The organism is Thauera carbonicopians (assembly GCF_025699485.1).
Classification (GTDB): domain Bacteria; phylum Pseudomonadota; class Gammaproteobacteria; order Burkholderiales; family Rhodocyclaceae; genus Thauera.
This window is the reverse complement of record NZ_JANUXN010000018.1, coordinates 16,734-42,236: the sequence shown is the minus strand read 5'-3', so window position 1 is coordinate 42,236 and position 25,503 is coordinate 16,734. Positions and strand designations below refer to the sequence as shown.

Genomic DNA, 25,503 nt, shown 5'->3' with positions numbered 1-25,503 from the left:
TCATTTCCTCTTGCGGCTGACAGGCTGGCCGGCCTTCTGCCATTCCATCATGCCGCCGCGCAGGTTATAGACCTTCTCGAAGCCGGCCTTGCGCAACTGCGTGGCGGCCGAGGTCGAGCGCGTGCCGGTGGCGCAGCAGAGGATCAGCGGATGGCTCTTCCACTTGTCCAGCTCGCCGCTGCGGCGCTCGAGGTCGCCGGCGGGAATGTGGCGGGCGTTGGGAATGTGGCCCTGGGCGTATTCGCCCTGGTCGCGCACGTCGATGACGACGGCGTCTTCGCGGTTGATCAGCATCGTGGCTTCGACCGGGGAAAGCTGGCCGCCGCCGCCTCGGCCGCGTGCCAGGTCGACGAGCAGCCAGCTGCCGCTTGCGGCGGCCAGCGCCGCCCAATACCAGTTCTGTTGCAGGAATTCCACGAAAAACGGTGCTCCGGTAAGGGGAAGGGAAATCAGCCTTGCTCGTCATCGACGCCGCAGAACACTTCGCGCATCAGCGCGATGAGCTGCAGCGTGCGCGGATCGCCGACGCGGTAATAGACGCGGTTGGCATCCTTGCGCGTCTGCAGCACGTCCTTGTCGCGCAGGATGGCGAGATGCTGCGAGATGTTGCTCTGCGAAGTGCCCACCGCATCGACGATGTCCTGCACGCAGACTTCGCCGTCGCCGAGCACGCACAGAATCTTCAGGCGCAGCGGATGGGCGATTGCCTTGAGCGCGCGCGCGGCGGTTTCTATGTGCTCGTTCTTGTCGATGAGCGTGAAGATGTCGTCTTTGTTCACGGTAGGGCCGGCGGAGCAAAGCGCTAGTATAAAATAAGGCGTCTCCGTCTTGCGCGCTCGGCAACGTGCCGGGCGCGGATCCGCTCTTCGTTCGTGTCCCCTTGGCCTCGTTCGGCTTTCTTCCTGCAACTTCGCTCATTCCCTTGAATCGGAATTCTCGCTTCATGCGTATCGCTGGCCGTGGCTATCTGGCTGCTTTCGTCCTTGGCTGCATGCTGGCGTCGGCGGTGGCGCCGAATGCCGTTCGCGCACAGGCCACGGGCGACATCGCCGACAAGCGCTCGGATCTCGACGACCTCAAGAAGCGTATCCGCGACCTGCAGCAGGAAATGTCGCGCACCGAGGCGAACCGTTCCGATGCGGCAAAGGCGCTGACCGAGTCGGAGCGCGAAGTGTCGCGCGCGCAGCGCCGGGTGTTGCAGCTGCAGCGCGAGCGCGCCGAGGCCGATGCGCGGCTGGCCGAACTGGAACGGGAGCAGCAGCAGGCGGGCGCGCGCATCGATGCCCGTCGCGGAGAGTTGGCCGAGTGGCTGCGGCGGCACTACGTGCATGGTGCGGCGGATGGCGTGGCGCCCTTGCTGTCGGCGCGCGATCCGAACCAGATCGCGCGCGACGCCTATTATCTCGAACAGCTCGGCCGTGCCCGCCTGGGCCTGATCGAACGCATGCGCGCCGATCTGCGCGAAACCGAGCTGCGTGCGCAGGAAATCGGCCGCCGGCGGGACCGCGTGGCCGAGCTCGAAACCCGGCAGCACGAGCAGCGCAAGCAGCTCGAAGCCAGCCTGCTCCAGCGCAAGGCTGCGCTGGCCGAAATCTCGAAGCAGCTGCAGAGCCAGAAGCGCGAAGTGGCGACCTTGCGCGAGGACGAGCAGCGTCTGGCGAAGGTGATCGACACCCTGGTCAAGCGTGCCCGCGAAGCGGCTGCACGCGAGGCAGCAAGGAAGCTGGCGGAACAGCGCGCGGCCGAGGCGCGTGCCGCCGCCGCGGCGGCCCAGGCGAAGGCGGCCGGGAATGCCACGCCGCCGTCGGCTGCGGCCCGCCCGCCGGCGCGGCGTGCGGAGCCGGTCGTCGGTGAAGCGCGCAGCAGCGCAGGGGCGACGCCGACCGGCGTGCGCTTCGCCCAGCTTCGCGGCCAGTTGCGCTTTCCGGTGCGCGGCGAACTCGTCGGGCGCTTCGGCGCTCCAAGGGCGGAAGGTGGCACGACGTGGAAAGGCGTGTTCATCCGGGCGGGCACCGGAGCGGACGTCAAGGCGGTCGCGACGGGCGAGGTCGTGTATTCGGACTGGTTGCGCGGCTACGGCAATCTGATCATCATCGACCATGGCGGCGACTACCTCACCGTGTATGGCAACAACGATACCTTGCTGAAGGAAGTGGGCGACGCGGTGTCCGGCGGCGACGCGATCGCCAGCGTGGGCACCAGCGGAGGGGGTGGAGAATCGGGTTTATACTTCGAACTCCGCCATCAGGGCCGCCCGCTCGACCCGATGCAGTGGGTGCGACTCAACTAGATCAAACGGTGCGAAGGGCAGGAGCCGCTTCCCCGATGGAGTTCTCATGCGCAGCAAGCTGAAACAGCTCGGCCTCGTCATGACCGGCGTGTTCGCCGGCGTGGCGCTCAGTCTCAATTTTTCCGCCAACGCCGACCGCACGACCCAGATGCCGCTGCCGGTCGAGGAATTGCGCGCCTATGCCGACGTGTTCAATGCGATCAAGCAGGGTTACGTCGAGCCGGTCGAGGACAAGAAGCTGATCGTCGATTCGATCAGCGGCATGCTGTCGGGGCTCGATCCGCATTCGGCCTACCTGGACAGCGAAGCCTTCAAGGAACTCCAGGTCGGCACGCAGGGCGAGTTCGGCGGGCTGGGCATCGAGGTCGGCATGGAAGACGGCTTCGTCAAGGTCATCTCGCCGATCGAGGACACGCCTGCCTTCCGCGCCGGTGTCCAGGCCGGCGACCTGATCGTCAAGCTCGACGACACGCCGGTGAAGGGCATGAGCCTGAACGATGCGGTGAAGCGCATGCGCGGCAAGCCCAACACCACCATCGAACTGACGATCATGCGCAAGGGCGAATCGCGGCCGATCGTGCTCAAGCTGACGCGTGAAGTCATCAAGGTGCAGAGCGTCAAGTCCAAGCTCGTCGAGCCGGGTTATGGCTACCTGCGCGTCGCGCAGTTCCAGGAGAACACCGCGGCATCGGTGGTCCAGCATCTGAACAAGCTGAGTGCCGAAGGGCCGCTCACCGGACTGGTGCTCGACCTGCGCAACGACCCGGGCGGCCTGCTGCATGGCGCGGTGGGTGTGTCCGCTGCCTTCCTGCCGCTGGGGGCGAGGGTGGTATCCACCGACGGCCGCACCGAGGACGCCAAGCGCGAATACCGCGCGATGCCGGACGACTACCTGCGCGGCACACGCGACGATTTCCTCCGCCGCCTGCCCGCGGGCATCAAGGAGGTGCCGATGGTCGTGCTGGTCAATGCCGGTTCGGCTTCCGCGTCCGAGATCGTCGCCGGCGCGCTGCAGGACCACAAGCGTGCCGTCGTGATGGGCACGCAGACTTTCGGCAAGGGCTCGGTGCAGACCATCCTGCCGCTCAACAACAGCACCGCGATCAAGCTGACCACGGCGCGCTACTACACGCCGAACGGCCATTCGATCCAGGCCAAGGGTATCGAACCCGACATCGTCGTCGAGGAGAGCGCCAATGGCTCGAACCGCCGGCTTCGCGAAGCCGACCTGCAAGGCCACTTGGGCAACGACAAGGATCCCGAGGCCGAGCTCAGGGCCAAGGAGGCCGGGCAGAAGGACGGTGCTACCGACGAGGCCGAGCCGGTACGCTTCGAGCTTGCCGGCCAGGACGATCACCAGTTGCAGCAGGCGATCAACCTGCTCAAGGGCCTGCAGATCGTCCAGGGCAAGAAGGCGTCCGAGCCGAAGCCCTGACCGGGCACCCTTGAGCCGGACGCCCCTGGCCGGGCGCCCCTGATTCCGGTGGGAATGTACCGGGTGCCCGCCTTCTCGGGCGGGCTCCGGTCGCCGCATAGACTGCGCGAGTTCCCGCTCATTTCACGCATATTCTCCGCCGCATGAACGACGATCAGTTGCTGCGCTACAGCCGCCACATCCTGTTGCCCGAAATCGGCGTCGAGGGGCAGGAGGCGCTGCTCGGCGCGAAGGTCCTCATCGTCGGTGCCGGCGGCCTCGGTTCGCCGGCGGCGATGTATCTCGCCGCGGCCGGCGTCGGTTCACTGGTGATCGCCGACGACGACGACGTCGACCTCACCAACCTGCAGCGCCAGATCCTGCATTCGGCCGAGACGGTCGGCCGGCCCAAGGTCGAATCGGCGCGGATCGGCCTGCAGCGCCTCAACCCGCTGGCCGAGGTCGTGCCGCTGCAGGCGCGGCTCGATGGCGATGCGCTGGACGAACAGGTGGCGGCGGCCGACGTCGTGCTGGACTGCTGCGACAATTTCGCCACCCGCCATGCGGTCAACCGCGCCTGCGTGAAGCTGCGCAAGCCGCTGGTGTCCGGTGCCGCGATCCGCTTCGACGGGCAGGTCTCGGTGTTCGACCTGCGGCGGCCGGAGGCGGCCTGCTATCACTGTCTGTTTCCGGAAGGTGAGGACATCGAGGAGGTGCGCTGCGCGGTGATGGGCGTGTTCGCGCCGATCGTCGGCCTGATCGGCACGACGCAGGCCGCCGAGGCGCTGAAGCTGATCATCGGCTGCGGCACGCCGCTGGTCGGGCGCCTGCTGCTGCTCGACGGTCTGGCGATGGAGTGGCGCAGTATCGGCTTCGGCCGTGACCCCGGTTGTGTCGTCTGTGGCGGCGAATCCGGTAGCTGAAGCCTGGCCGAGGCCGCAGGCCGTGCCGTAGCACGGCGATGTGCTTATCGCTTCGCCGGCAGACCGGTCGCCAGGCGCGCGAGGATGCGGATGTCGCGGCCGAGCTGGCGCAGGTCGCGGAGGTCGAGCCGGGTGGCGTCTTCCAGCCGCGTCAGCGCGGCGAGATTGAACAGGCCGTGGGCGGCGTCACCGGCCAGTATCGGCGCCAGATACAGCAGTAGCTCATCCACGCAGCCTTCGCGCAGCAGCGAGCCGTTGAGCTTGAAGCCGGCTTCGGCGTGGACTTCGTTGAGGCCGAGCGTGCCGAGTTCGCTCATCAGGCGCGGCAGGTCGACCTTGCCGGCGGCGTTCGGCAGCACGATCAAGCGGTGCCCGGCGGCCGACAGGCTGGCGATGCGTGCGCCGTCCTCGGTGGCGGTGGCGATCAGGATCGGTTCGCCCTGCAGGATGCGGGCGGCGGGGGGTACGTCCAGCCGGGCATCGACCAGGATGCGCAGCGGCTGGCGCTCGCAGGCGAGCTCGCGCACATTGAGCTGCGGGTCGTCTTCCTTCACCGTGCCGATGCCGGTCAGCACCGCGCAGGCGCGCGCGCGCCAGGCGTGGCCGTCGCGGCGGGCCTCGGGGCCGGTGATCCACTGGCTGATACCGTTCTCCAGTGCCGTCTTGCCGTCGAGCGTGGCCGCGGCCTTGAGCCGCAGCCAGGGCCGGCCACGGGTCATGCGCGAGACGAAGCCGAGGTTCAGTTCGCGTGCTTCGGCTTCCAGCAGGCCGTGTTCGGTGGCGATGCCGGCGGCGCGCAGGCGCGCCAGGCCGCGTCCGGCGACGAGCGGATTGGGATCGTCCATGGCGGCGACGACGCGGGCGACGCCGGCCTCGACCAGGGCATCGGCGCAGGGCGGCGTGCGGCCATGGTGCGAGCAGGGTTCGAGCGTGACGTAGACGGTGGCGCCGCGCGCGGCTTCGCCCGCCTGCCGCAGCGCGTGGATTTCGGCATGAGGCTCGCCGGCGCGGCGATGCCAGCCTTCGCCGACGACGGCGCCGTCGCGCGTCAGCACGCAGCCGACGCGCGGATTGGGGGACGTGGTGTTCAGGCCGAGCGCGGCGAGCTGCAGCGCGCGCGCCATGGCGGCATGGTCAGCCGCCGAAAAGGTCATGGCCGGAATCCAGTTCGGGTTTGGCGGGCTTGCCGCGGCGGGAGCGGGGCTGCACTTCGCGGATGAGTTCGGAGAATTCATCCACGTCGGCGAAGTTGCGATAAACGGAAGCGAAGCGGATGTAGGCGACCTTGTCGAGCTTTTTCAGCTCTTTCATCACCAGTTCGCCGATCTTCTCGCTCGGTACTTCCTGCTCGCCCAGCGACAGCAGGCGGGCCTCGATGCGGTCCACTGCGGCGTCGACGGCATCGATGGTGACGGGGCGCTTGCGCAGCGCCAGCTTCATGCTGCCGGCCAGCTTGTCGTGATCGAACTCGGTGCGGCTGCCGTTGCGCTTGACGATGTGCGGCATCTTGAGGTCGATGCGCTCGTAGGTGGTGAAGCGCTTGTCGCATTTCGGACAGCGGCGGCGGCGCCTGACGACGTCGCCATCCTCGTTCTCGCGCGTATCGGTGACCTGGGTGTTGGGGTCAGCGCAGAAAGGGCATTTCATGGCCGGAAGGCGCTGCGGGGCGGGCGTGGTCGGCTCGCCCCGCGTTCGGGCTTACTTGCCGTACACCGGGAACTTGGCGCACAGCGCGGCGACCTTGTCGCGCGTGCGGCCGATCACCGTCTGGTCGTGCGGGGCATCCAGCACGTCGGCGATCAGGTGGGCGACCTGTTCGGCCTCGATCTCGGTGAAGCCACGGGTCGTCATCGCCGGCGAGCCGATGCGGATGCCGGAGGTGACGAAGGGCTTCTCGGGGTCGTTCGGGATCGAGTTCTTGTTGACCGTGATGTGGGCGCTGCCCAGCACCGCCTCGGCTTCCTTGCCGGTGATCTTCTTGTTGCGCAGATCGACCAGGAAGACATGGCTTTCGGTGCGGCCGGAGACGATGCGCAGGCCGCGCTCCTCGCCCAGCACGCGGGCCATCACGCGGGCGTTGGCGATCACCTGCTCCTGGTAGTTGCGGAAGGCTGGTGTGGCGGCTTCCTTGAAGGCGACCGCCTTGGCGGCGATGACGTGTTCCAGCGGGCCACCCTGCAGGCCGGGGAAGATCGCCGAGTTCAGCGCCTTCTCGTGCTCGGCCTTCATCAGGATGATGCCGCCGCGCGGGCCGCGCAGGGTCTTGTGCGTGGTCGAGGTGACGACGTCGGCGTGCGGCACCGGGTTGGGATAGAAGCCGGCGGCGATCAGGCCGGCGTAGTGGGCCATGTCCACCCAGAAGATGGCACCGACTTCCTTGGCGATCCTGGCGAAACGCTCGAAGTCGATGCGCAGCGAATAGGCCGAGGCGCCGGCGATGATGATGCGCGGCTTGGTCTCGCGCGCCAGCGCTTCCATCTTGCCGTAGTCGATCTCTTCCTTGTCGTTCAGGCCGTAGGCGACGACGTTGAACCACTTGCCCGACATGTTCAGCGGCATGCCGTGGGTGAGGTGGCCGCCTTCGGCCAGGCTCATGCCCATGATCGTGTCGCCCGGCTTGGCGAAAGCCATCAGCACCGCCTGGTTGGCCTGCGAGCCGGAGTTCGGCTGCACGTTGGCGGCTTCGGCGCCGAACAGCGCTTTCAGGCGGTCGATGGCCAACTGCTCCACCACGTCGACATGCTCGCAGCCGCCGTAGTAGCGTTTGCCGGGGTAGCCCTCGGCGTACTTGTTGGTGAGCTGGGAGCCCTGGGCTTCCATCACCGCCTGGGAAACGTAGTTTTCCGAAGCGATCAGTTCGATGTGGTCTTCCTGACGCTTGTTTTCGGCCTGGATGGCGGCCCACAGCTCGGGATCGACTTTGGCGAGAGTGTCTTGCGAAGAGAACATGGATGGAACCGGTGATGAGTGGCTTTAAAAGCGGATGTTACCACGCAGCCCGGGGGCTGCATCGAGCGCGATTCCTTACGGAGTCCGCGCACGAGCGCCCCCGGCAAAGGCTCACCATCCGCCGCCGCCATCACCTCCTTCCTCGCCGCTGCTTCCTCCTTCGTCGCCCCAGCTGTCGCCGCCAGTCGGCGCCTCGATGCGGATCGTATCGAGATCGACGTCGACCGCCTTGTCCAGACTGCCGGTGATCAGGCCCGGGAAGGCGATCAACAGCGCGAGCACGACGATCTGCAGGAAGACGAAGGGCAGCGCGCCGCGGTACATCTGCCCGGTGCGGATGCCTTCCATGCGCTTGCCGGTGACGCGATCGACGAAACTCGATACCGGCGTGATGCTGCGCAGGTAGAGCAGGGCGAAGCCGAAGGGCGGGGTCAGGAAGGAGGTCTGCAGGTTGACCGCGATCAGGATGCCGAACCAGATCAGGTCGATGCCCATCTTCTCCGCCACCGGCCCCAGCAGCGGCAGCAGGATGAAGGCGATCTCGAAGAAGTCGAGGAAGAAGCCGAGCAGGAAGACCACCGTGTTCACGAACAGCAGGAAGCCGATCTCGCCGCCGGGCAGCTGGTCGAACAGGTGTTCGACCCAGTGGTTGCCGTCCACCGCGGTGAAGGTGAAGCTGAACAGCGTCGAGCCGATCAGGATGAAGAGCACGAAGCAGGACAGCCGGGTGGTGGCTTCGAGTGCCTGGCGCAGCGTCTTCAGATCCAGCCGGCGGCGCAGCAGCGCCATCAGCAGCGCGCCGGTCGCGCCCATCGCACCGCCTTCGGTCGGCGTCGCGACGCCGAGGAAGATGGTGCCGAGCACGAGGAAGATCAGCGCCAGCGGCGGCACCATTACGAAGGTGAACTGTTCGGCCATGCGCGACAGCAGGCCCAGGCGCAGCAGGCGGTTGATGCCGGCCAGGATCATCGACAGGATGGTACCGAAGGTCATGGCGACGACCACGGTCTCGTCGCGGGCGGGCGATTGGGGTTCCGTGCCCTGAATCCAGCCGAGGATGTCGCCGTAGAGGTAGCCGAAGGCGATGGACGCGCCGATGACGACGCTGCTGAACACCAGCAGCGAGCGTCCGCCGGAGGTGCCGTCGGCTTCACGGAAGGTGCGTGCTTCCGGCGGCATCGCCGGCACCAGCTTGGGCAGGAAGATCGCCACCGCGATGATCAGCAGCGCGTAGAACCCGATCAGCATGAAGGCCGGCGTGAAGGCGCCGCGGAACATGTCGCCCACGCTGGTGCCGAGCTGGTCGGCAACGACGATCAGCACCAGCGAGGGCGGCAGCGCCTGCGCCAGCGTGCCGGAGGCGGTGATGGTGCCGCAGGAGAAGGCCGGGTTGTAGCCGTAGCGCAGCATGATGGGCAGCGAGATCAGGCCCATCGAGATCACCGCTGCGGCGACCACGCCGGTGGTGGCGGCCAGCAGCGAGCCGACGAACAGCACCGACAGCGCCAGCCCGCCGCGGATCGGGCCGAACACCTGGCCGGCCGTCTCCAGCAGATCCTCGGCCATGCCGCTGCGTTCGAGGATCAGTCCCATCAGCGTGAAGAAGGGAATCGCCAGCAGGGTGTCGTTCTGCATGATGCCGAACACCCGCAGCGGCAGCGCCTGGAACAGCGTGGCCGGCAGCAGGCCGAGTTCGATGCCGATGAAGCCGAACGCGAGACCGCAGGCGGCCAGCGAGAAGGCGACCGGGAAGCCGGAGAGCAGGAACAGCATGAGCGCCCCGAACATGATCGGGGCGATGTTGGCGGTGAAGAGCTCGATCATGGTTGGCGCGCCTCGTTGCTGGCATCGGAATGTGCAGCGTCGGCGGCGCTGGCGTCGTGGTCGTCTTGGCCGCCGTGGCCGCCGCCCGATCTGAGTGGATCGGGGCCGTGGCCGGTGAGATAGGCGACACGCTTGATCAACTCGGAGATGGACTGCAGCCCCAGCAGTACGAAGCCGAGCGGCACCAGCGCATACACCGGCCAGCGGATCAGGCCGCCGGCATTGGACGACATCTCACCCGAGTTGTAGGCCTGTGCGACGATGGGCCAGGCGAAGCTGACCATGAACCAGCACAGCGGTATGACGAAGAAGATGATGCCGCCGATGTCGATCCAGATTCGCGTGCGCGGCGACAGCCGGCTCGAAATGACGTCGATGCGGACATGGTTGTTCTGCAGGAAGGTGTAGCCGGCGCCGAGCAGGAACACGGCGGCGAACAGGTACCACTGGATTTCGAGGAAGGCGTTCGAGCCGACGTTGAACGCCTTGCGAACGATGGCGTTGATCGCACTGATGAGGGTGGCGACAAGGATCAGCCAGATGATGGATTTTCCGACCAGCCGGCTGAGCCGGTCGATGATCAGGGAGATGTCTAGCAATGTGTTCATGATCTCGGCCGTTGGGTGGTCGGGGCGGTTCTGCGGGGCCCGGCATGCCGGAAGCGCGCAGAGCTACATCGACGGGCACGACAACGCTGCCCGCCATTCAGCGGGCAGCGGTGGATGACGGAACCTTGCCCGCCCGTGGGCAGGCGCAGTCAGAGCTTCTGCGCTGCCATGTACTGGTCGTAGTTGCCTTCAGCGATCGGCTGCCACTGATACTGTTCGGCGAGGAAGCGGGAGTAGTCGGGGTAGATCTTCTTCCAGGTCGGGTTTTTGTCGTTCAGCTCCGCATAGACTTCACGGGAGGCCTTGAACGCCGCGTCCATGAAATCCTTCGGGAAGCGTGCCAGCTTGGCGCCCTCGGCGATCAACTGCTTCAGCGAACCCGGGTTGCGGGCGTCGTAGCGTGCCTGGCAGGTGGCATGGGCGGCGCGCGAGGCCTGATCGACGATGGCCTTGTACTCGGCGGACAGGCTGTTCCACTGCTTGTCGTTGATGTAGACCGAGAATTGCGTGCTGCCTTCCCACCCGCCGGGAAGTAGTAGTTCTTGGCGACCTTGTGCAGGCCCAGGCGCAGATCGTCGTAGGGGCCGATCCACTCGGCCGCGTCGATGGTGCCCTTTTCCAGCGCCTGGTAGATTTCGCCGGCCGGAATGTTCTGCGACACGGCGCCGAGCTTTGCCAGCACGCGGCCGCCGAAGCCGCCGATGCGGATCTTCAGGCCGTCGAAGTCCTTGACCGACTTGATCTCCTTGCGGAACCAGCCGCCCATCTGGGTGCCGGTGTTGCCGCAGGGGAAGTTGATGATGTTGTACTGGGCATAGAACTCGCGCATCAGCTTCATGCCGTTGCCTTCGAACATCCACGCGCTCATGGCGCGCGAGTTCATGCCGAACGGGATGCAGCAGTCGAAGGCGAAGCTCTCGTCCTTGCCGAAGAAGTAATACGGCGCGGTGTGCGCGCATTCGATCGTGCCCTGCTGCACCGCGTCCACCACGCCGAAGGGCGGGACGAGCTCGCCGCCCGGATGGACCGAGATCACGAACTTGCCGCCGGTGGCATCCGATACGTACTTGGCGAAGGCTTCGCTGGCGCCGAACACGGTTTCGAGCGATTTGGGAAAGCTCGACGCCAGGCGCCAGCGGATCTGCTGCTGGGCATGCACGATGGCCGGTGCAGTGCCGGCGGCCAGAATACCGGCCATGCCGGTGCCTTGCAGGAATTTACGGCGTTCCATGTTCGTCTCCTCTGTTGTGCATCGAAAATTTGTATCCGATTATAGATGCAATTATTCAGCAGTCGGAAACCACGGAAAACCCTAATATTTCACGAAATCGTTGATTTCGCCCCGTTCGTCATATGTTCGGCAACTCGTCCAGCGCGCTGCCGAGGTGGCCCTCGTCGGCCCAGGCAAGCAGGCGCCAGCGTCCGTCGGTGCGCTCGATCCAGTTCAGCGCGGCATTGGGAATCGGGAAGTCGCGCGCTGTCTCCAGCGGCGTGCCGCTCGCCAGCCGGCGGGCGATGTCCAGTACGCCGCCGTGGGTGACGACCAGCACGGTCTGGCCGGTGTGGCGGTCGGCGATGTCGCCCAGCACCGCGTCGACGCGGGACGAGAACGCGATCAGGCTTTCACCGTGTTGCGGGAAGCCGAAATCGAGCTCCCGGGCCTTGAAGCGCCGGTAGAGCTCGGGGTGCTGGCGTTCGGCTTCGTCGTAGGTCAGGCCCTGGAACAGGCCGTAGTGGCGTTCGCGCAGGCGTTCGTCGTGGATCGCCTCCAGGGCCTGCTGACGGGCGATGGCTGCAGCGGTCTGGCGTGCGCGCATCAGGTCGCTGCAGTACAGCGCGGCGAAGCCGTGCCCCAGCGCCTGCAGCCGCTGCGCCGTGGCCGCGGCCTGGGCCAGCCCGGTTTCATTGAGCGGGATGTCGACATGCCCCTGCAGGCGGCGTTCGGTGTTCCAGGCCGTTTCGCCGTGGCGGACGAGGCAGAGGCGGCATGTTTCCGGCGGTATCGATGAGTTTTCCATATAAGACGTTTTGATGAAGGTGTACGCGCGAGAAATGGAGGCTGTGAAATAATGCCGGGCTTTCGATGGGCTTGCTTGCGCGCGCATGTGCGCAGGCGCGGCGGTTGTTCAGCGTGTCGCCGCGCGTTTCTGGAGTTTCCCCGTGTCCTTATTGCTGCGAATTGCCCGCTTGATCGACTGGATCAACGAACGGGTCGGGCGTAGCGTGATGTGGCTGGTGCTGATCGCCGTGGTGATCAGCGCAGGCAACGCGCTTGCCCGCAAACTGTTCAACACGAGTTCGAACGCACTGCTGGAAATCCAGTGGTACCTGTTCGCCGCGATCTTCATGCTGGCGGCAGGTTACACCTTCCTGCGCAACGAGCACGTGCGTATCGACATCCTCACCAGCCGGCTGTCGCCGCGAGGACAGAACATCGTCGACGTGATCGGCATCCTGTTCTTCATGCTGCCGATGGCGGTGCTGATTCTATGGCTGTCGCTGCCGATCGTGATGAGCTCGATCCAGTCGGGCGAGATGTCGCAGAACTACGGCGGCCTGATCCGCTGGCCGGTCAAGCTGCTGCTGCCGCTGGGCCTGGGCCTGCTGGTGCTGCAGGCCCTCTCCGAACTGATCAAGCGCATCGCTTTCCTGACCGGGCACGGACCGAATCCGCTGGTCAAGAAATCCGCCGGTGCGGGAACGGAGGAACTGGTCGCTGCGATCAAGGCGAACAGTGTCAAGATCGATGAGCAGGGGCGCACGAAATGACCGAGTTCATCATCGCCAACATGGCGCCGCTGATGTTCGCGTCCATGATCCTGTTCCTGCTGTTCGGTTTCCCGGTGGCGTTCGCGCTCGCGGCCAACGGCATCCTGTTCGGCCTCATTGGCATCGAGCTCGGCCTGCTGCATGGCGCGCTGTTCCAGGCGCTGCCCGAGCGGGTGTTCGGCATCATGGCCAACGACACCTTGCTGGCCGTGCCCTTCTTCACCTTCATGGGCCTGATCCTCGAACGTAGCGGCATGGCCGAGGATCTGCTCGACACCATCGGCCAGCTGTTCGGTCCGGTGCGCGGCGGCCTCGCCTTCGCGGTGATCTTCGTCGGTGCGCTGCTGGCCGCGACCACCGGCGTGGTGGCGGCCTCGGTGATCTCGATGGGCCTGATCTCGCTGCCGATCATGCTGCGCTACGGCTACGACCATCGTATCGCGAGCGGCGTCATCGCCGCTTCGGGTACGCTGGCACAGATCATCCCGCCTTCGCTGGTACTGATCGTGATGGCCGACCAGCTCGGCCGCTCGGTCGGCGACATGTACCAGGCGGCGCTGCTGCCGGGGCTGATGCTGACCGGTTTCTACGCGGTCTACGTCGCTGCCGTCGCGATCGTGCGCCCGTCCCACGTGCCGGCCATGCCGCTCGAGGCGCGCACCTTGCGCGAGGATGACGGTTCGAGCGGCCTGCGTTCGCTCGCCGTCCTCACCGTGCTGTCGGTGGCCGGTGCCTGGCTGTTCATCGACTGGTTCTACGAAGACGGCGCGCCGCGCGACGAGATGGGGGTGGTGGCTGCAATGGCGGCAATCGGCATCGCCTTCGTCGTCGCCATGATCAACCGCCTGTTCGGCCTCGGCCTGCTGTCGCGCATGGCCGAGCGCGTGACCTTCGTGCTGATTCCGCCGCTGGGCCTGGTCTTCCTGGTGCTCGGCACGATCTTCATCGGCATCGCGACGCCGACCGAAGGTGGCGCGATGGGCGCGGTCGGTGCAGTGCTGATGGCGGTGTCGCGCAGGCGCCTGTCGATGACACTGCTGAAGCAGGCGATGGACTCGACGACCAAGCTGTCGTGCTTCGTGATGTTCATCCTGATCGGCTCGAGCGTGTTCGGCCTGACCTTCCGCGGCGTCAATGGCGACCTGTGGGTCGAGCATCTGATGACTTCGCTGCCCGGCGGCGAGATCGGCTTCCTGATCGCGGTCAACGTGCTGGTGTTCCTGCTCGCCTTCTTCCTCGACTACTTCGAGCTGGCCTTCATCATCGTGCCGCTGCTGGCGCCGGTGGCGGACAAGCTGGGCATCGACCTGATCTGGTTCGGCGTGCTGCTCGCGGTCAACATGCAGACCTCCTTCCTGCACCCGCCCTTCGGTTTCGCGCTGTTCTTCCTGCGCTCGGTGGCGTCGGAGAAGGTGAAGTCGTCCTCGATCTACTGGGGCGCCGTGCCTTTCGTGATCATCCAGCTCTGCATGGTCGGCCTGATCATCGCCTTCCCCGGCCTGGTGTCCTACGGCGACGGCAGTCCGAAACCGGGCGAGCAACAGGAACTGAAGCTCGACGAGTTGCTGGGCGGCGGCGCGTCGCCGGCGGACGATGCCGCTTCCGACCTGCTGCGTCAATTGCAGGGCGATTGAACCCAGGGAAACGCAGCCGTACCAAAAAAATGGCCCGCGCATCGAGCGCGGGCCATTTTTTTCGCCTCATCCGACCTGGCTCGAGGCCGGACGTCGGCAGATTCGCTCAGCGGATCGATTGCATGAAGCGGTCGTAGCTGCCTTCCGCGACGCTGAACCAGGCGTTCTGCGCCCTGCGGTATTTCTCGAACTCGGCATAGATCTTGGCCCAGGCCGGATTCTTCGCCGCTTCCTCGGCATACAGCTCCTGCGATACCTCGTAGCCGCGCTTCATGATCTCGTTCGAGAAGGTCTGCAGCTTGACGCCCTGCGACAGCAGGCGGGCCAGCGCTTGCGGGTTCTTGTGGTCGTAGCTTGCCGTCATCAGGATGTGGGCCTCGCGTGAAGCGGTGCGGAACGCAGCCTGGTATTCCTTCGGCAGCTTGTCCCACTCGGTCTTGTTCACATAGAAGTGGACCACCGGGCCCGGCTCCCACCAGCCCGGCGCGTAGTAGTTGGGCGCGACCTTGTGGAAGCCCAGCTTCTCGTCGTCATAGGGCGCGACCCATTCGGCGGCGTCGATCGTGCCCTTTTCCAGCGCGGGGTAGACGTCGGGGCCGGCAAGCTGCTGCGGGATGGCGCCCATGCGGGCGAGGATTTCGCCGGCGATGCCGGCGATGCGGATCTTCAGGCCCTTGATGTCCTCGAGCGAGTTGATCGGCTTGCGGTACCAGCCGCCCATCTGCACGCCGGTGTTGCCGCCGAGGAAGGAATAGATGTTGTAGTTGCTGTAGAACTCGTCCAGCAGTTCCTGGCCGCCGCCGGCGATGATCCAGGCGTCCATCTGGCGTGCGTTCAGGCCGAAGGGCACGGCGGTGCCGAAGGCGAAGGTCTTGTCCTTGCCGACGTAGTAGTACGAGCAGGTATGGCACATTTCGACCGTGCCCTGCTGCACGGCGTCGAGCGCCTGCAGGCCGGGCACCAGTTCGCCGGCCGGGAAGATGCGGATGTCGAACTTGCCGTCGGTGATTTCGCGCAGGCGGTTGGCGAGCATCTCGGCGCTGCCGAACAGGGTGTCGACGCTCTTCGGAAAGCTCGAGGTCATGCGCCACTGGATCGACGGCAGGCCGGTCTGAACGGCCGGTGCGGAGGAGGCGGCGGCGGGGGCTGCGTGTTGTTCGGACTTGCCGCAGGCCGCGAGGCCGAGGGCGGCGCCAGCCGCAGCGCCGGCACCGGCCTTCTTCAGAAATGAACGACGTTCCACATGAACTCCTTCAGGACAGTGATGAGGTATCGATGTACGGCAGCCCGCGTCAGCGGCCCGCCACCTTCATGCGCTCGATCAGGACCGAGCCGCAGTGCTTGGCCCCGCGCGGCAGCGCATCGTTGCCGATGGCGACGATGTTGCGGAACATGTCGCGCAGGTTGCCCGCGATGGTGACTTCTTCCACCGCGTGCTTGATCTTGCCTTTCTCCACCCAGAAGCCCGCCGCGCCGCGCGAATAGTCGCCGGTGACGTAGTTCACGCCGTGGCCGAGCAGTTCGGTGACGAGCAGGCCGCGATCCATCTGCCTGATCAGGCCGGCCAGGTCCTGCTCGCCTGGCCTGACGATCAGGTTGTGCGAGCCGCCGGCGTTGCCGGTGGTCTGCATGCCGAGCTTGCGCGCGGAATAGGTGGACAGGAAGTAGCCGTTCAGCACGCCGTCGGTGACGACTTCGCGATCGCGGGTGGCGACGCCGTCGCTGTCGAAGGGGCTGGAGCCGAAGGCCTTCTTCAGGTGTGGCCGTTCCGAGATGCCGACCACCGGCGAGAACACCTGCTGGCCCAGGCTGTCGAGCAGGAAGCTCGCCTTGCGGTAGAGCGCACCGCCGCTGACCGCCTGCACGAAGCTGCCGATCAGGCCGACCGCCAGCGGCGCCTCGAACAGCACCGGTACTTCGCAGGTGCGGATCTGCCTGCCGCCCAGGCGCGCCAGCGCGCGTTCGCCGGCGATGCGGCCGATGTCCTCCGCGCTCATCAGTTCGGCCGGATCGCGCCGCGAGTCGTACCAGTATTCACGCTGCATGCCGTCGCCCTCGCCGGCGATCACCGAGCACGACAGGCCGTGGCGGGTGCTAGCATAGCCGCCGATGAAGCCGTGGCTGTTGGCCGAGACGAAATGCGACTGCTGGATCGAGGTGCTGGCGCCTTCGGAGTTGCTGATCTGCGGGCCGACCGCGAACGCCGCCGCCTCGCAGCGGCGGGCCAGCGCGATTGCCTCATCGACGCCGATCGCCCAGGGGTGGAACAGATCCAGCTCGGGCATGTCCTTCTCGCGCGCCATCAGCGCGGCGTCGGCCAGGCCGGCGCAAGGGTCGGGCGCGGTGAAGCGGGCGATCGACAGCGCGGCATCGACCGTGGCCTTCAGCGCCTTCTTCGAAAAGTCCGAAGTGCTCGCATAGCCGCGCTGCTGGCCGATATACACGGTGACGCCGACACCCTTGTCGCGGTTGTATTCGATCGTCTCGACTTCCGCCTTGCGCACGCCCACCGACTGGCCGAAGCCTTCCGAGACATCGGTTTCGCAGGCGCTGGCGCCGTGCTTCTTCGCATACTTGAGGATGTCGGTGGCGATTTCGCGCAGATGCGCCTGGGAGAAGGAGAAGCCTTGGTCGGACATGGGCGGGCTGCTGTCGGGCAAAGGCTATAATCTTAACCCGTCCAAGCCCCGAGCCAGCCGCAATGCGTTCAGATTCGCGCCCCTCCCACGATGAAGACGATTTCGTCGAGCCGCCCAGCAAGAGCAGCCTCAAGCGCGAAATGCACGCCTTGCAGGCACTCGGCGAACAGCTCGTCGCGCTGTCGCCCGAACGCCTCAGGAAGGTGCCGCTGCCCGATACGCTGTACGAAGCGGTCCGCGCTGCCCAGGGTTTCAAGATGGAAGCCCGCCGCCGCCAGATGCAGTACATCGGCAAGCTGATGCGCAAGATCGACCCGGCGCCGATCCAGGCCCAGCTCGACATCTTCAACGGCAACTCGGCCGCCGAAGTGGCGAAGATGCATCGCCTCGAACGCCTGCGCGAGCGCCTGCTGGAAGACGAGCAGACCATCGGCGCCATCGCCGAGATCTGGCCCGACGCCGACCTGCAATACCTGCGCACGCTGCGCCGCAACGCGCTGAAGGAGCGCGAGGCCGGCAAGCCGCCCAAGGCCTTCCGCGAGATCTTCCGTGTGCTGCGCGAACTGCAGGAAGCGCAGGACGCGGCCGCCGAAGCTGGCGGCGCCGAAGCTGCGCATGACGATGCAAACGAGGGCGGCCGGGACGACGGTGGCGATGCGCGCGCCTGATGCGCGAAGCGTGCTCCGCACCCGGCTTCCCCGTATAGCGAGACGATTCCCATGAGCGAACCCATCCGTATCGGCCTGGTGTCGATCAGCGACCGCGCTTCCGACGGCACTTATGAAGACCAGGGCATTCCCGCGCTGCAGGACTGGCTGGGCAGGGCGCTGACTTCGCCCTGGAGCGCCGAGACGCGGCTGATCCCCGACGAGCGGCCGTTGATCGAACGCACACTGGCCGATCTCGCCGACCAGGCCGGCTGCAGCCTGGTGCTGACCACCGGCGGCACCGGCCCGTCGCCGCGCGACGTCACGCCCGAAGCCACGCTGGCCGTCGCCGACAAGGAGATGCCCGGCTTCGGCGAGGAAATGCGCCGCATCAGCCTCAACTTCGTGCCCACCGCCATCCTGTCGCGCCAGGTCGCGGTGATCCGCGGCCGCTGCCTCATCATCAACCTGCCCGGCCAGCCCAAGTCGATCCGCGAAACGCTCGAAGGCGTGCGCGATGCCGACGGCGCGGTGCGCCACGTCGGCATCTTTGCCGCCGTGCCTTATTGCATCGACCTCATCGGCGGCCCTTACGTCGAAACCGACGAGTCGGTGATCAAGGCCTTCCGCCCGAAGAATGCCATCCGGCCGAAACAGGTCTGAAGCGGGTTCCGGGTGAAACGATTGGTGCGAATCGAGGCGGGTAGAGTGAGCCGGACGGGATGAGCGAACAAGGATTGCTGCTGTACTGGACCGAGGGCGAGCTGTCGCACTGCGCACACTGGCGCTCGGAAAACGGCCAGCCGCCGCCGAAGCGGGTGGTGGTGGCCGACGATACCCTGAGCGCCGACACCGCCTGGCGCCTGGCCTGCGAAGGCACGGCGCTGCTGTGGCGGGGTGACTACCACAATGCCCGCCAGTTGCTGCAAGCCATGGCCCGTCGTGCCGGTCGCCGGTCGGGCAAGAGCGGTGGCAAGGCTGGCGGGAAAGCAGGCGGAAAGGGGACTCAGGCGGCCGCGTCGCCGGCCGAGGCCTTCCACCTGCACCGCATGGCCCAGGCGCAGCGGGCGCGGACGCTGGGCATGCTGCTGATCCCGGTCGAAGCCGGCGGGCGCATTGCGCTGCGCCGCGCGCCCGACGTACACGATGCATTGGCCGAAGCTTTCGGCGACGAGCACGCGGCGCTGCTGCAAGCGCCGTTCGTGCTGTCGCTGCGTGAACTGCTGGGCCTGATCGGCGCGCACGAATGGCGGCGCAAGGGCGTTTTGGTGCCGGCGCTGGGTGAGCGCATCCATCCCTGGTACGGCGTGTTCTCGCCGATCCGCGGCGAATACCTCGATCTCGTCGCCCGCGTGCCCTTGCCGGCGAAAACGCTCGCCTTCGACATCGGCACCGGCACTGGCGCCATCGCCGCGCTGCTGGCGCGCCGCGGCGTGCAGCGCGTGGTGGGGACCGATCTGTCGCCGCGCGCGCTCGGCTGCGCGCGCGACAATCTCGCCCGGCTGGGGCTGTCCGCGCAGGCCGAGGTGGTCGAAGCCGATCTCTTCCCCGCCGGCCGCGCGCCGCTGGTGGTGTGCAATCCGCCGTGGGTGCCGGCCAAGCCCACGTCTGCCGTCGAGCATGCCGTCTATGATCCCGGCAGCCGCATGCTGCGTGGCTTCCTGCAAGGCCTTGCCGCGCATCTGGAAGCGGGCGGCGAAGGCTGGCTGATCCTGTCCGATCTCGCCGAACACCTCGGCTTGCGCAGCCGCGCCGAACTGCTCGGCTGGATCGGCGATGCCGGCCTGCAGGTGCTCGGTCGCGAAGACGTCCGCCCACGGCATGCCAAGGCCACGGATGCGGACGATCCGATGCACGCGGCGCGGGCGGCGGAAGTGACTTCGCTGTGGCGGCTGGGCGTCGCCTGAAGCAGCGCCGCAGGGTGGAACGAAGCGAAACCCATCGGTCGGGATGTTCGCTGGGGGGATGGGTTTAGCCTTCGGCCCGACCTGCGCGGCCCGGCCTACGCGGCTCGACCTACGCGGCCCGACCCATCCTACTTCTGCACGATCCTGATCACGGGCCTTTCCAGGTGCTTCGCCGGCGGCGGCACCGACAACTGGCGGCGGCGTTCCTGTTCGCGCCACCAGGCGCGCAGGCCGAGCAGGGCGGCGAGGATCAGCGCGTAGATGAAGGGTTTCAGCAGGTCGGCCTTCACCAGCCACCAGAAATGCACCACGGCGAGGATGGCGATGGCGTAGATCGAGCGGTGCAGCGACTGCCAGCGCCGGCCGCCCAGGCGGCGGATGGCGGCGTTGCTGGAGGTGGCGGCGAGCGGGATCAGCAGCACGAAGGCGGCGAAGCCGACGGTGATGAAGGGGCGGTCGAGGATGTCGCGGGCGATCGCCTGCCAGTCGAAGAACTGGTCCAGCCAGACATAGGTGGTGAAGTGCGCGGCAGCGTAGGCGAAGGCGAACAGCCCGAGCATGCGCCGCAGCCGGAGCAGCCAGTGCAGCCCGGTGTAGCGCCGCAGCGGGCTGACCGCGAGCGTGATCAGCAGCAGGCGCAGCGTCCATTCGCCGCTTGCGCGGGTGATGGTTTCGATGGGGTTGGCACCGAGCGTGTCGTTCTGCCAGCCCAGCGCGAGTTGCACGGCGGGGACCAGACAGGCCAGGAAGACGGCGGCCTTGATCAGGGCGATCTGCGTGCCTGAGGGCGCGCGCAGGAAATTCGGCATGTCGGGGGGCTTCTCTCAGTAATACGTGCGCAGATCCATGCCCTGGTACAGGCCGGCCACCTGCTCGGCATAGCCGTTGAACATCAGTGTCGGCCGCTTGCGGATCTCGCCGATGCGGCGCTCGGTGGCCTGGCTCCAGCGCGGGTGCGAGACTTCCGGATTGACGTTGGCGTAGAAGCCGTATTCGTGCGGCGCGGCGCGGCGCCACGACGTCGCCGGCTGCCGTTCGGTGAGGCGGATGGTGGTGATCGACTTGATGCTCTTGAAGCCGTATTTCCACGGCACCACCAGGCGGATCGGCGCGCCGTTCTGGTTCGGCAGCACTTCGCCGTACAGGCCCACGGCGAGGATGGTCAGCGGATGCAGGGCCTCGTCCAGGCGCAGGCCCTCGGCGTAGGGCCATTGCAGGACCGGACGGCGCAGCATGATTTCCGGGTCGTAATGGCTCAGGAATTCGACGTACTTCGCGCTGCCCAGCGGCTCGACTGCCTTCAGCAGCGCGGCCAGCGGAAACCCCACCCAGGGGATGACCATCGACCAGCCCTCGACGCAGCGCAGGCGGTAGATGCGCTCTTCCAGCGGCGCCAGCTTCAGCAACTCGTCGATGTCGAAGCGGCGCGGCTTGCCGGCCAGGCCTTCGACCGCGACGGTCCATGGCCGCGTGAGCATGCGTCCGGCGTTCTGCGCCGGGTCGCCCTTGTCGGTGCCGAATTCGTAGAAGTTGTTGTAGCTCGTCACCGCCTTGCGCTCGGTCATGGCTTCGGTGGTGCTCAGTGGCGAGGCGACGGTGGCCAGGCGCTCCGACGCCGCCCTTGCCGTCCCGCCCAGCCCCTGCCACAAGGCCGCGCCGGCTGCAATGCCGAGCCCGCCGCGCAGCAGCAGGCGGCGCCGTTCTTCGAACAGTGGGCGCGGTGTGATTTCGGCAGGGCGGACAGTGGCGGCGGCCGATGTGGTTCGGATCAGCATGTGGAGTTTTCAGGCGGGGATGCGGTTCCGGATAGACCGTCGGAACGGTCGAGGGGTTCAGCAGGGGCGCGTGGAAGAGGTGGCCGCCGCCACATTCACGGTGCCGTGCCCGCCGGGCTGCGGCGGCGTGCGCGCCCAGACGATGCGGTTGCGGCCGGCGTGCTTGGCATCGTAGAGCGCGCGGTCGGCGGCGAGGAACAGCTCCTTGCCCACCTCGGGCGTCGTCGGCACATGGCTTGCGCCTCCCAGGCTGAGCGTGAGCTGCAGCGGCCTGCCGTCGGCGGTCTGGAACGGCATCGCGGCTATGCGCTGGCGCACGGCTTCGGCAAACTCGGCGGCGCCATCCTCGTCGACGCCCGGCAGCAGCAGCACGAATTCCTCTCCACCGTAGCGGCAGACGAAATCCCCGGGGCGCTGTATCGCCCGTTTCAGGGCCTGCGCCACGCTGCGCAGCGCTTCGTCGCCTTCCGCATGGCCATAGGTGTCGTTGATCCGTTTGAAGTGATCGACGTCCGCCACGATCATCGACAGCGGAAGCGCATGGCGCAGGCAGCGCCGCCATTCATGCTCCAGGGTTTCGACGAAGCGCCGCCGGTTGGGGATGCCGGTGAGGTTGTCGAGCATGGCGAGTTGTTCGAGCAGGCGGCGCTGTTCCACCAGGCGCAGGTGATTGCGGACCCGGACGCGGACGATCGGGGGATGGAAGGGTTTGGTGATGTAGTCGACGGCGCCCAGTTCGAGGCCGACCTTCTGGTCATCGAAGGAGTCCAGCGCGGTGATGAAGATCACCGGCGTGTCGCGCGTGCGGTCGTCGTCCTTGAGCTGGCGGATCACCGCATGGCCGTTCATGCCCGGCATCACGACATCGAGCAGGATCAGGTCGGGCTGCAGTTCGCGTGCCAGCGCCAGCGCCTGTTCTCCGCTCTTGGCCAGGAGCAGGCGGCATTCGTGCTGCAGCAGTTCGGTGAGCAACTGGCGATTGTGCTTTTCGTCGTCGACGACGAGTACGGTGGAATCGGCATTCATGTCGGTGCCTGGATCATGTCCTCGCGCAGGGCGGCCAGCAGTGGCAGGGCGGTTTCGTATTCGACATCTTCGATCAGCGTGCGTATCGCTTCCGCATGGTTTTGCCAGGCCGAACCTTCCAGCAGGCTGCCCAGCCTGCGTATTTCGCCTTCGGCGCGAGCATCGTGACGGGCCAGCAGCGCCAGCGTTTCGTCGATCAGCGGCAGCGCCTCCTCCACTTGCCGTGCAGTCTCGGCAGCCGATGCCGGCCCCGCTTCCGGCGTTCGCGTGCCGGGCAAGGTTGCCAGTGCCGAGCATACGGCACGCAGGCTTGCCTCCAGTGCCTGCAAATCGGCCTCGCCGGGCGCCTGGCCGGCGCGCAGCCGGTGCTCCAGGTCGCGCGCCTGCGCAGCCAGCCCGGCAGCACCGATGGTCGCCGCGCCGGATTTCAGCGAGTGTACCCAGCGGTGAGCGGTTTCGGTATCCCCATATGCCAATGCCTGGTGCAGTGGAGCGCCTCCGCTGGCGAAGGCCGCGGCGAATTCGTCGAGGATGCGGCGGTACAGGGCCGGACGGCCGAGGTGGTTGGCCAGGCCGCGGACCATGTCGATGCCGGGCAGTTCGGCAGGCCAGCCTGCCGTGTCCGGTGCCGCGGCCTGGGTTGCCGGCGGGCAGTCGGCCGCCGCGACCGTGGCCGAGGTCGATGCGGGGGCGTCGGTGTCGCGCGCCGGCAGCCAGCGCAGCAGCGCGGCGTACAACATGCCGACGTCGATCGGCTTGGTGAGATGATCGTTCATGCCGGCCTCGAGGCTGCGCTGGCGGTCGCCGTCCAGGGCGTGCGCGGTCATCGCGATGATCGGGATGTCCGGGCAGTTCGAGCCGGCACGGATGCGCCGCGCCGCCGCCAGGCCGTCCAGTATCGGCATCTGCACATCCATCAGCACCAGGTCGCAGCGCTGCGCCGCGAGCCTGGCCAGCGCTTCCTCGCCATTGCTGGCTTCGGCGACCTGCAGGCCGGTGTCCTGCAGAAAGGCGCGGGCGATTTCACGGTTGAGCGGCATATCGTCGACGACCAGCACCCGGGCGCCGCGCAAGGGTGCCAGGGCGGCTGGAGCGGGAGGCTGGGCAGCGGAATCGGCAGGAGGCGTTTCGGCGCGGGCCTCGTCCAGGGCGGCCCGCAAGGTTCGCGGCAGGGCAGGCTTGACCAGCGTGGCGTCGATGCCGACGGTATGCGGTTGCCCGTCCATGCCGGCGTGGCCGGTGTTGCCGGTCTGCAGCACGACTTTCGGGAAGGGCAGGTCCGCGCTGGCGAAAACCTTGCCGAATCGGGTGCGCAACTGCCTTGCCAGCGCCAGGCCGTCGCTGTCGCCGATGCGCCAGTCGAGCAGGATCAGGTCGAAGGCGTCGCCGGCGTCGAGCCCTTCCTGCAGTAGCGCAGCCGCCTGGCCTGCGTCCGCGCAGGCATTCGCGCGCAGCCCCTGCTGGGCGCACAGGGTCGACAGCACGTGGCGGCCGGACGGGCTTTCGGCGACCACCAGGGCATGGCGGAAGCCGATCTCGGCCGGGGCCGCCTCATCGGCCTGGGCAATGGGCAGCTCGAGCTCGACGTGGAAATGCGCGCCTTCGCCGGAAACGGACTCGACGTCGATGCGCCCGCCCATCATGCGTACCAGTTGTGCGCAGATCGACAGCCCCAGCCCGGTGCCGCCGAAGCGGCGGGTGATGGAGTCGTCGCCCTGGGAGAAGGGCTGGAACAGCACGGCCTGCTGGGCGGCGGTGAGGCCGATGCCGGTGTCGTGCACGCTCAGGCGCAAGGCTGCCTTGCCGGCCGGGGCTGCGCCGGCGCGCAGGCCGACGTGCAGCATGACTTCGCCCTGTTCGGTGAATTTCACCGCGTTGGCCAGCAGGTTGATCAGGATCTGGCGCAGGCGCAGCGGGTCGCCGACCAGCCGCGTCGGCAGGTTTTCGTCGGGCAGCATCAGCAGCTCGACGTTCTTTTCCTCCGCCCTGAGCGCCACCACGCTGAGCGCCTGCTCGCACAGCTCCAGCAGATCGAAGGGAATCGACTCCAGCGGCAGCTTGCCGGCTTCGATACGGGAGTAGTCGAGCACGTCATTGATGACGCCGAGCAAGGCTTCGGACGAGGCCAGCATCTTGTCGAGCTGGTCGCGCTGCCGGCGCGTCAGCGTCGAGCGGCGCAGCAGTCCGCCCAGGCCGATGATGGCGTTCATCGGGGTGCGGATCTCGTGGCTCATCCGTGCCAGGAACTCCGATTTTGCCTGGTTGGCGCGGTGCGTTTCGGCCATCGCCGATGCCAGTGCATGGGTGCGCTGCTCGACCAGTTGTTCGAGATTGTCCCGGTAGGCAGCCAGCTCGGCGTCGCGCGCCTGCACGGTGTCGATCAATTCGTTGAGGCCGCGCCCCAAGGCGGCGATTTCGGTACCTCCGCCGGGCTGCGCGCGTGTCCTGAGATCCGGATTGTCGGTCAGCCGCCGCAGCAGGTCGCGCAGCGCATGGACTGGCGCCAGCAACCGGCGCATCACGCGCGACATCGACGCCAGCGTCGCCGCCAGTACCAGCAGCAGGACCGTGGCCGCCTCCAGCGCCGAGCGTAGGAAGACCTTGCCGAGATGATCCAGCGAGGCGACCAGCTCGAGCCGGGCCGCCTGCCGCTGGCCTTCCAGCACCGGGGCCCAGACGGTCAGCCTGCCGTCGCCGAAGCGGTGGCCCGTTGCCTCGTCGGGCGCATCGCTTGCATCGGCGGAAGGGCTGCCGTTGCGCGCATAGCCCGCCAGCAGGCCGTTGTCGGGCAGTATCAGCCGGGCTTCGAGGATCAGCGGGTTGGCCGACAGTGCCTGCAGCAGGGCGTCGGCCTCGCGGTAGTCGGCGAAGACCACGGCCGCACGGCTGTTGCTGGCGATCAGGGCGGCTTGAGCGGAAAGCGAGGCCACCCATTCGGTCCGCAGCAGGCGCTGTTGCTGGAACGACATCAGGGCGAAGACCAGCAGGGTCGCCACGCTCAGGGCGACGGCGCCGAGCAGATTGAGGCGCCCGCCCAGGGTGGCCGGCAGCGAGGCTGCCAGGCGCGCGATGCGATGTCGCGGCTGCGGGCGCATCGG

Annotated in this window: 22 protein-coding genes and 1 pseudogene; 8 read left to right on the top strand and 15 right to left on the bottom strand. The window is 67.1% G+C overall.

Going from position 1 to position 25,503, the window contains the following annotated elements; all coding sequences use genetic code 11:
* Both NX068_RS17565 and NX068_RS17560 read right to left on the bottom strand, forming a co-directional pair.
* Positions 1-417 carry a rhodanese-like domain-containing protein gene (locus NX068_RS17565; protein WP_263462559.1) on the bottom strand — a complete coding sequence of 139 codons (417 nt, stop codon included), beginning with the start codon at positions 415-417 and terminating at the stop codon, positions 1-3.
* A 32-nt stretch (positions 418-449) separates the two neighbouring features.
* Complete coding sequence (locus NX068_RS17560) at positions 450-779, bottom strand: ArsR/SmtB family transcription factor (RefSeq protein WP_068635587.1); 330 nt, start codon at positions 777-779, stop codon at positions 450-452.
* A 164-nt stretch (positions 780-943) separates the two neighbouring features.
* Between NX068_RS17560 and NX068_RS17555 the strand changes: the two genes are divergently transcribed.
* The 3 genes from NX068_RS17555 to NX068_RS17545 all read left to right on the top strand — a co-directional run bounded on the left by NX068_RS17555 (position 944) and on the right by NX068_RS17545 (position 4,627).
* Positions 944-2,290 (top strand): murein hydrolase activator EnvC family protein, encoded by a 1,347-nt coding sequence (locus tag NX068_RS17555; protein WP_263462558.1) that lies wholly within the window; start codon positions 944-946, stop codon positions 2,288-2,290.
* Between the two features lie 46 nt (positions 2,291-2,336).
* On the top strand, positions 2,337-3,725 hold the full coding sequence (locus tag NX068_RS17550; protein WP_263462557.1) for a S41 family peptidase: 1,389 nt from the start codon (positions 2,337-2,339) through the stop codon (positions 3,723-3,725).
* 143 nt (positions 3,726-3,868) lie between these two features.
* A complete protein-coding gene (locus tag NX068_RS17545) occupies positions 3,869-4,627 on the top strand; it encodes a HesA/MoeB/ThiF family protein (protein ID WP_263462556.1) in 759 nt (252 codons plus the stop codon).
* Between the two features lie 44 nt (positions 4,628-4,671).
* Here NX068_RS17545 and ribD read toward each other — a convergent pair whose 3' ends face one another.
* The 7 genes and pseudogenes from ribD to NX068_RS17510 all read right to left on the bottom strand — a co-directional run bounded on the left by ribD (position 4,672) and on the right by NX068_RS17510 (position 12,026).
* Positions 4,672-5,781, bottom strand: coding sequence for a bifunctional diaminohydroxyphosphoribosylaminopyrimidine deaminase/5-amino-6-(5-phosphoribosylamino)uracil reductase RibD (gene ribD, locus NX068_RS17540; protein ID WP_263462555.1), 1,110 nt, complete (start codon positions 5,779-5,781; stop codon positions 4,672-4,674).
* Positions 5,762-6,274, bottom strand: coding sequence for a transcriptional regulator NrdR (gene nrdR / locus NX068_RS17535; protein ID WP_263462554.1), 513 nt, complete (start codon positions 6,272-6,274; stop codon positions 5,762-5,764). Before nrdR ends, ribD begins: the two co-directional genes overlap by 20 nt.
* A 51-nt stretch (positions 6,275-6,325) precedes the next feature.
* Positions 6,326-7,576: a serine hydroxymethyltransferase gene (gene glyA / locus NX068_RS17530; protein ID WP_263462553.1), complete on the bottom strand. Its 1,251-nt coding sequence runs from the start codon at positions 7,574-7,576 to the stop codon at positions 6,326-6,328.
* Positions 7,577-7,687: 111 nt separating this feature from the next.
* Entirely contained in the window at positions 7,688-9,400 is a 1,713-nt protein-coding gene (locus tag NX068_RS17525; RefSeq protein ID WP_263462552.1) for a TRAP transporter large permease, read from the bottom strand.
* Positions 9,397-10,008: a TRAP transporter small permease subunit gene (locus tag NX068_RS17520; RefSeq protein WP_263462551.1), complete on the bottom strand. Its 612-nt coding sequence runs from the start codon at positions 10,006-10,008 to the stop codon at positions 9,397-9,399. Before NX068_RS17520 ends, NX068_RS17525 begins: the two co-directional genes overlap by 4 nt.
* Before the next feature lie 149 nt (positions 10,009-10,157).
* A pseudogene (locus NX068_RS17515) lies at positions 10,158-11,239 on the bottom strand (TRAP transporter substrate-binding protein).
* A 118-nt stretch (positions 11,240-11,357) separates the two neighbouring features.
* On the bottom strand, positions 11,358-12,026 hold the full coding sequence (locus tag NX068_RS17510) for a histidine phosphatase family protein (RefSeq protein WP_263462550.1): 669 nt from the start codon (positions 12,024-12,026) through the stop codon (positions 11,358-11,360).
* Positions 12,027-12,168: 142 nt separating this feature from the next.
* Here NX068_RS17510 and NX068_RS17505 point away from each other — a divergent pair, with 142 nt between their 5' ends.
* Together NX068_RS17505 and NX068_RS17500 are read left to right on the top strand one after the other, a co-directional pair.
* On the top strand, positions 12,169-12,777 hold the full coding sequence (locus NX068_RS17505; RefSeq protein ID WP_263462549.1) for a TRAP transporter small permease subunit: 609 nt from the start codon (positions 12,169-12,171) through the stop codon (positions 12,775-12,777).
* A complete protein-coding gene (locus NX068_RS17500) occupies positions 12,774-14,411 on the top strand; it encodes a TRAP transporter large permease (RefSeq protein WP_263462548.1) in 1,638 nt (545 codons plus the stop codon). Before NX068_RS17505 ends, NX068_RS17500 begins: the two co-directional genes overlap by 4 nt.
* Before the next feature lie 106 nt (positions 14,412-14,517).
* Here NX068_RS17500 and NX068_RS17495 read toward each other — a convergent pair whose 3' ends face one another.
* Together NX068_RS17495 and pmbA are read right to left on the bottom strand one after the other, a co-directional pair.
* Positions 14,518-15,654 (bottom strand): TRAP transporter substrate-binding protein, encoded by a 1,137-nt coding sequence (locus NX068_RS17495; RefSeq protein ID WP_263462547.1) that lies wholly within the window; start codon positions 15,652-15,654, stop codon positions 14,518-14,520.
* A gap of 49 nt (positions 15,655-15,703) precedes the next feature.
* Complete coding sequence (gene pmbA / locus NX068_RS17490) at positions 15,704-17,050, bottom strand: metalloprotease PmbA (protein ID WP_263462546.1); 1,347 nt, start codon at positions 17,048-17,050, stop codon at positions 15,704-15,706.
* Positions 17,051-17,112: 62 nt separating this feature from the next.
* Here pmbA and yjgA point away from each other — a divergent pair, with 62 nt between their 5' ends.
* Genes yjgA through NX068_RS17475 form a run of 3 tightly spaced genes read left to right on the top strand, consistent with a single transcriptional unit; the run spans position 17,113 to position 19,604 of the window.
* Positions 17,113-17,718 carry a ribosome biogenesis factor YjgA gene (gene yjgA / locus NX068_RS17485; RefSeq protein WP_263462545.1) on the top strand — a complete coding sequence of 202 codons (606 nt, stop codon included), beginning with the start codon at positions 17,113-17,115 and terminating at the stop codon, positions 17,716-17,718.
* A 51-nt stretch (positions 17,719-17,769) separates the two neighbouring features.
* Positions 17,770-18,360, top strand: coding sequence for a molybdopterin adenylyltransferase (gene mog / locus NX068_RS17480; RefSeq protein WP_263462544.1), 591 nt, complete (start codon positions 17,770-17,772; stop codon positions 18,358-18,360).
* A gap of 59 nt (positions 18,361-18,419) precedes the next feature.
* The gene (locus NX068_RS17475) at positions 18,420-19,604 is read left to right on the top strand and encodes a methyltransferase (RefSeq protein ID WP_263462543.1); all 1,185 of its coding nucleotides are present in this window, start codon (positions 18,420-18,422) and stop codon (positions 19,602-19,604) included.
* Between the two features lie 128 nt (positions 19,605-19,732).
* Here NX068_RS17475 and msrQ read toward each other — a convergent pair whose 3' ends face one another.
* Genes msrQ through NX068_RS17455 form a run of 4 tightly spaced genes read right to left on the bottom strand, consistent with a single transcriptional unit; the run spans position 19,733 to position 25,500 of the window.
* On the bottom strand, positions 19,733-20,413 hold the full coding sequence (gene msrQ / locus NX068_RS17470) for a protein-methionine-sulfoxide reductase heme-binding subunit MsrQ (protein ID WP_263462542.1): 681 nt from the start codon (positions 20,411-20,413) through the stop codon (positions 19,733-19,735).
* A 15-nt stretch (positions 20,414-20,428) separates the two neighbouring features.
* Entirely contained in the window at positions 20,429-21,379 is a 951-nt protein-coding gene (msrP, locus tag NX068_RS17465) for a protein-methionine-sulfoxide reductase catalytic subunit MsrP (protein ID WP_263462541.1), read from the bottom strand.
* 57 nt (positions 21,380-21,436) lie between these two features.
* Entirely contained in the window at positions 21,437-22,405 is a 969-nt protein-coding gene (locus tag NX068_RS17460; protein WP_263462540.1) for a GGDEF domain-containing response regulator, read from the bottom strand.
* Positions 22,402-25,500, bottom strand: coding sequence for a response regulator (locus NX068_RS17455; protein ID WP_263462539.1), 3,099 nt, complete (start codon positions 25,498-25,500; stop codon positions 22,402-22,404). Before NX068_RS17455 ends, NX068_RS17460 begins: the two co-directional genes overlap by 4 nt.
* Between the last annotated feature and the right edge of the window lie 3 nt (positions 25,501-25,503).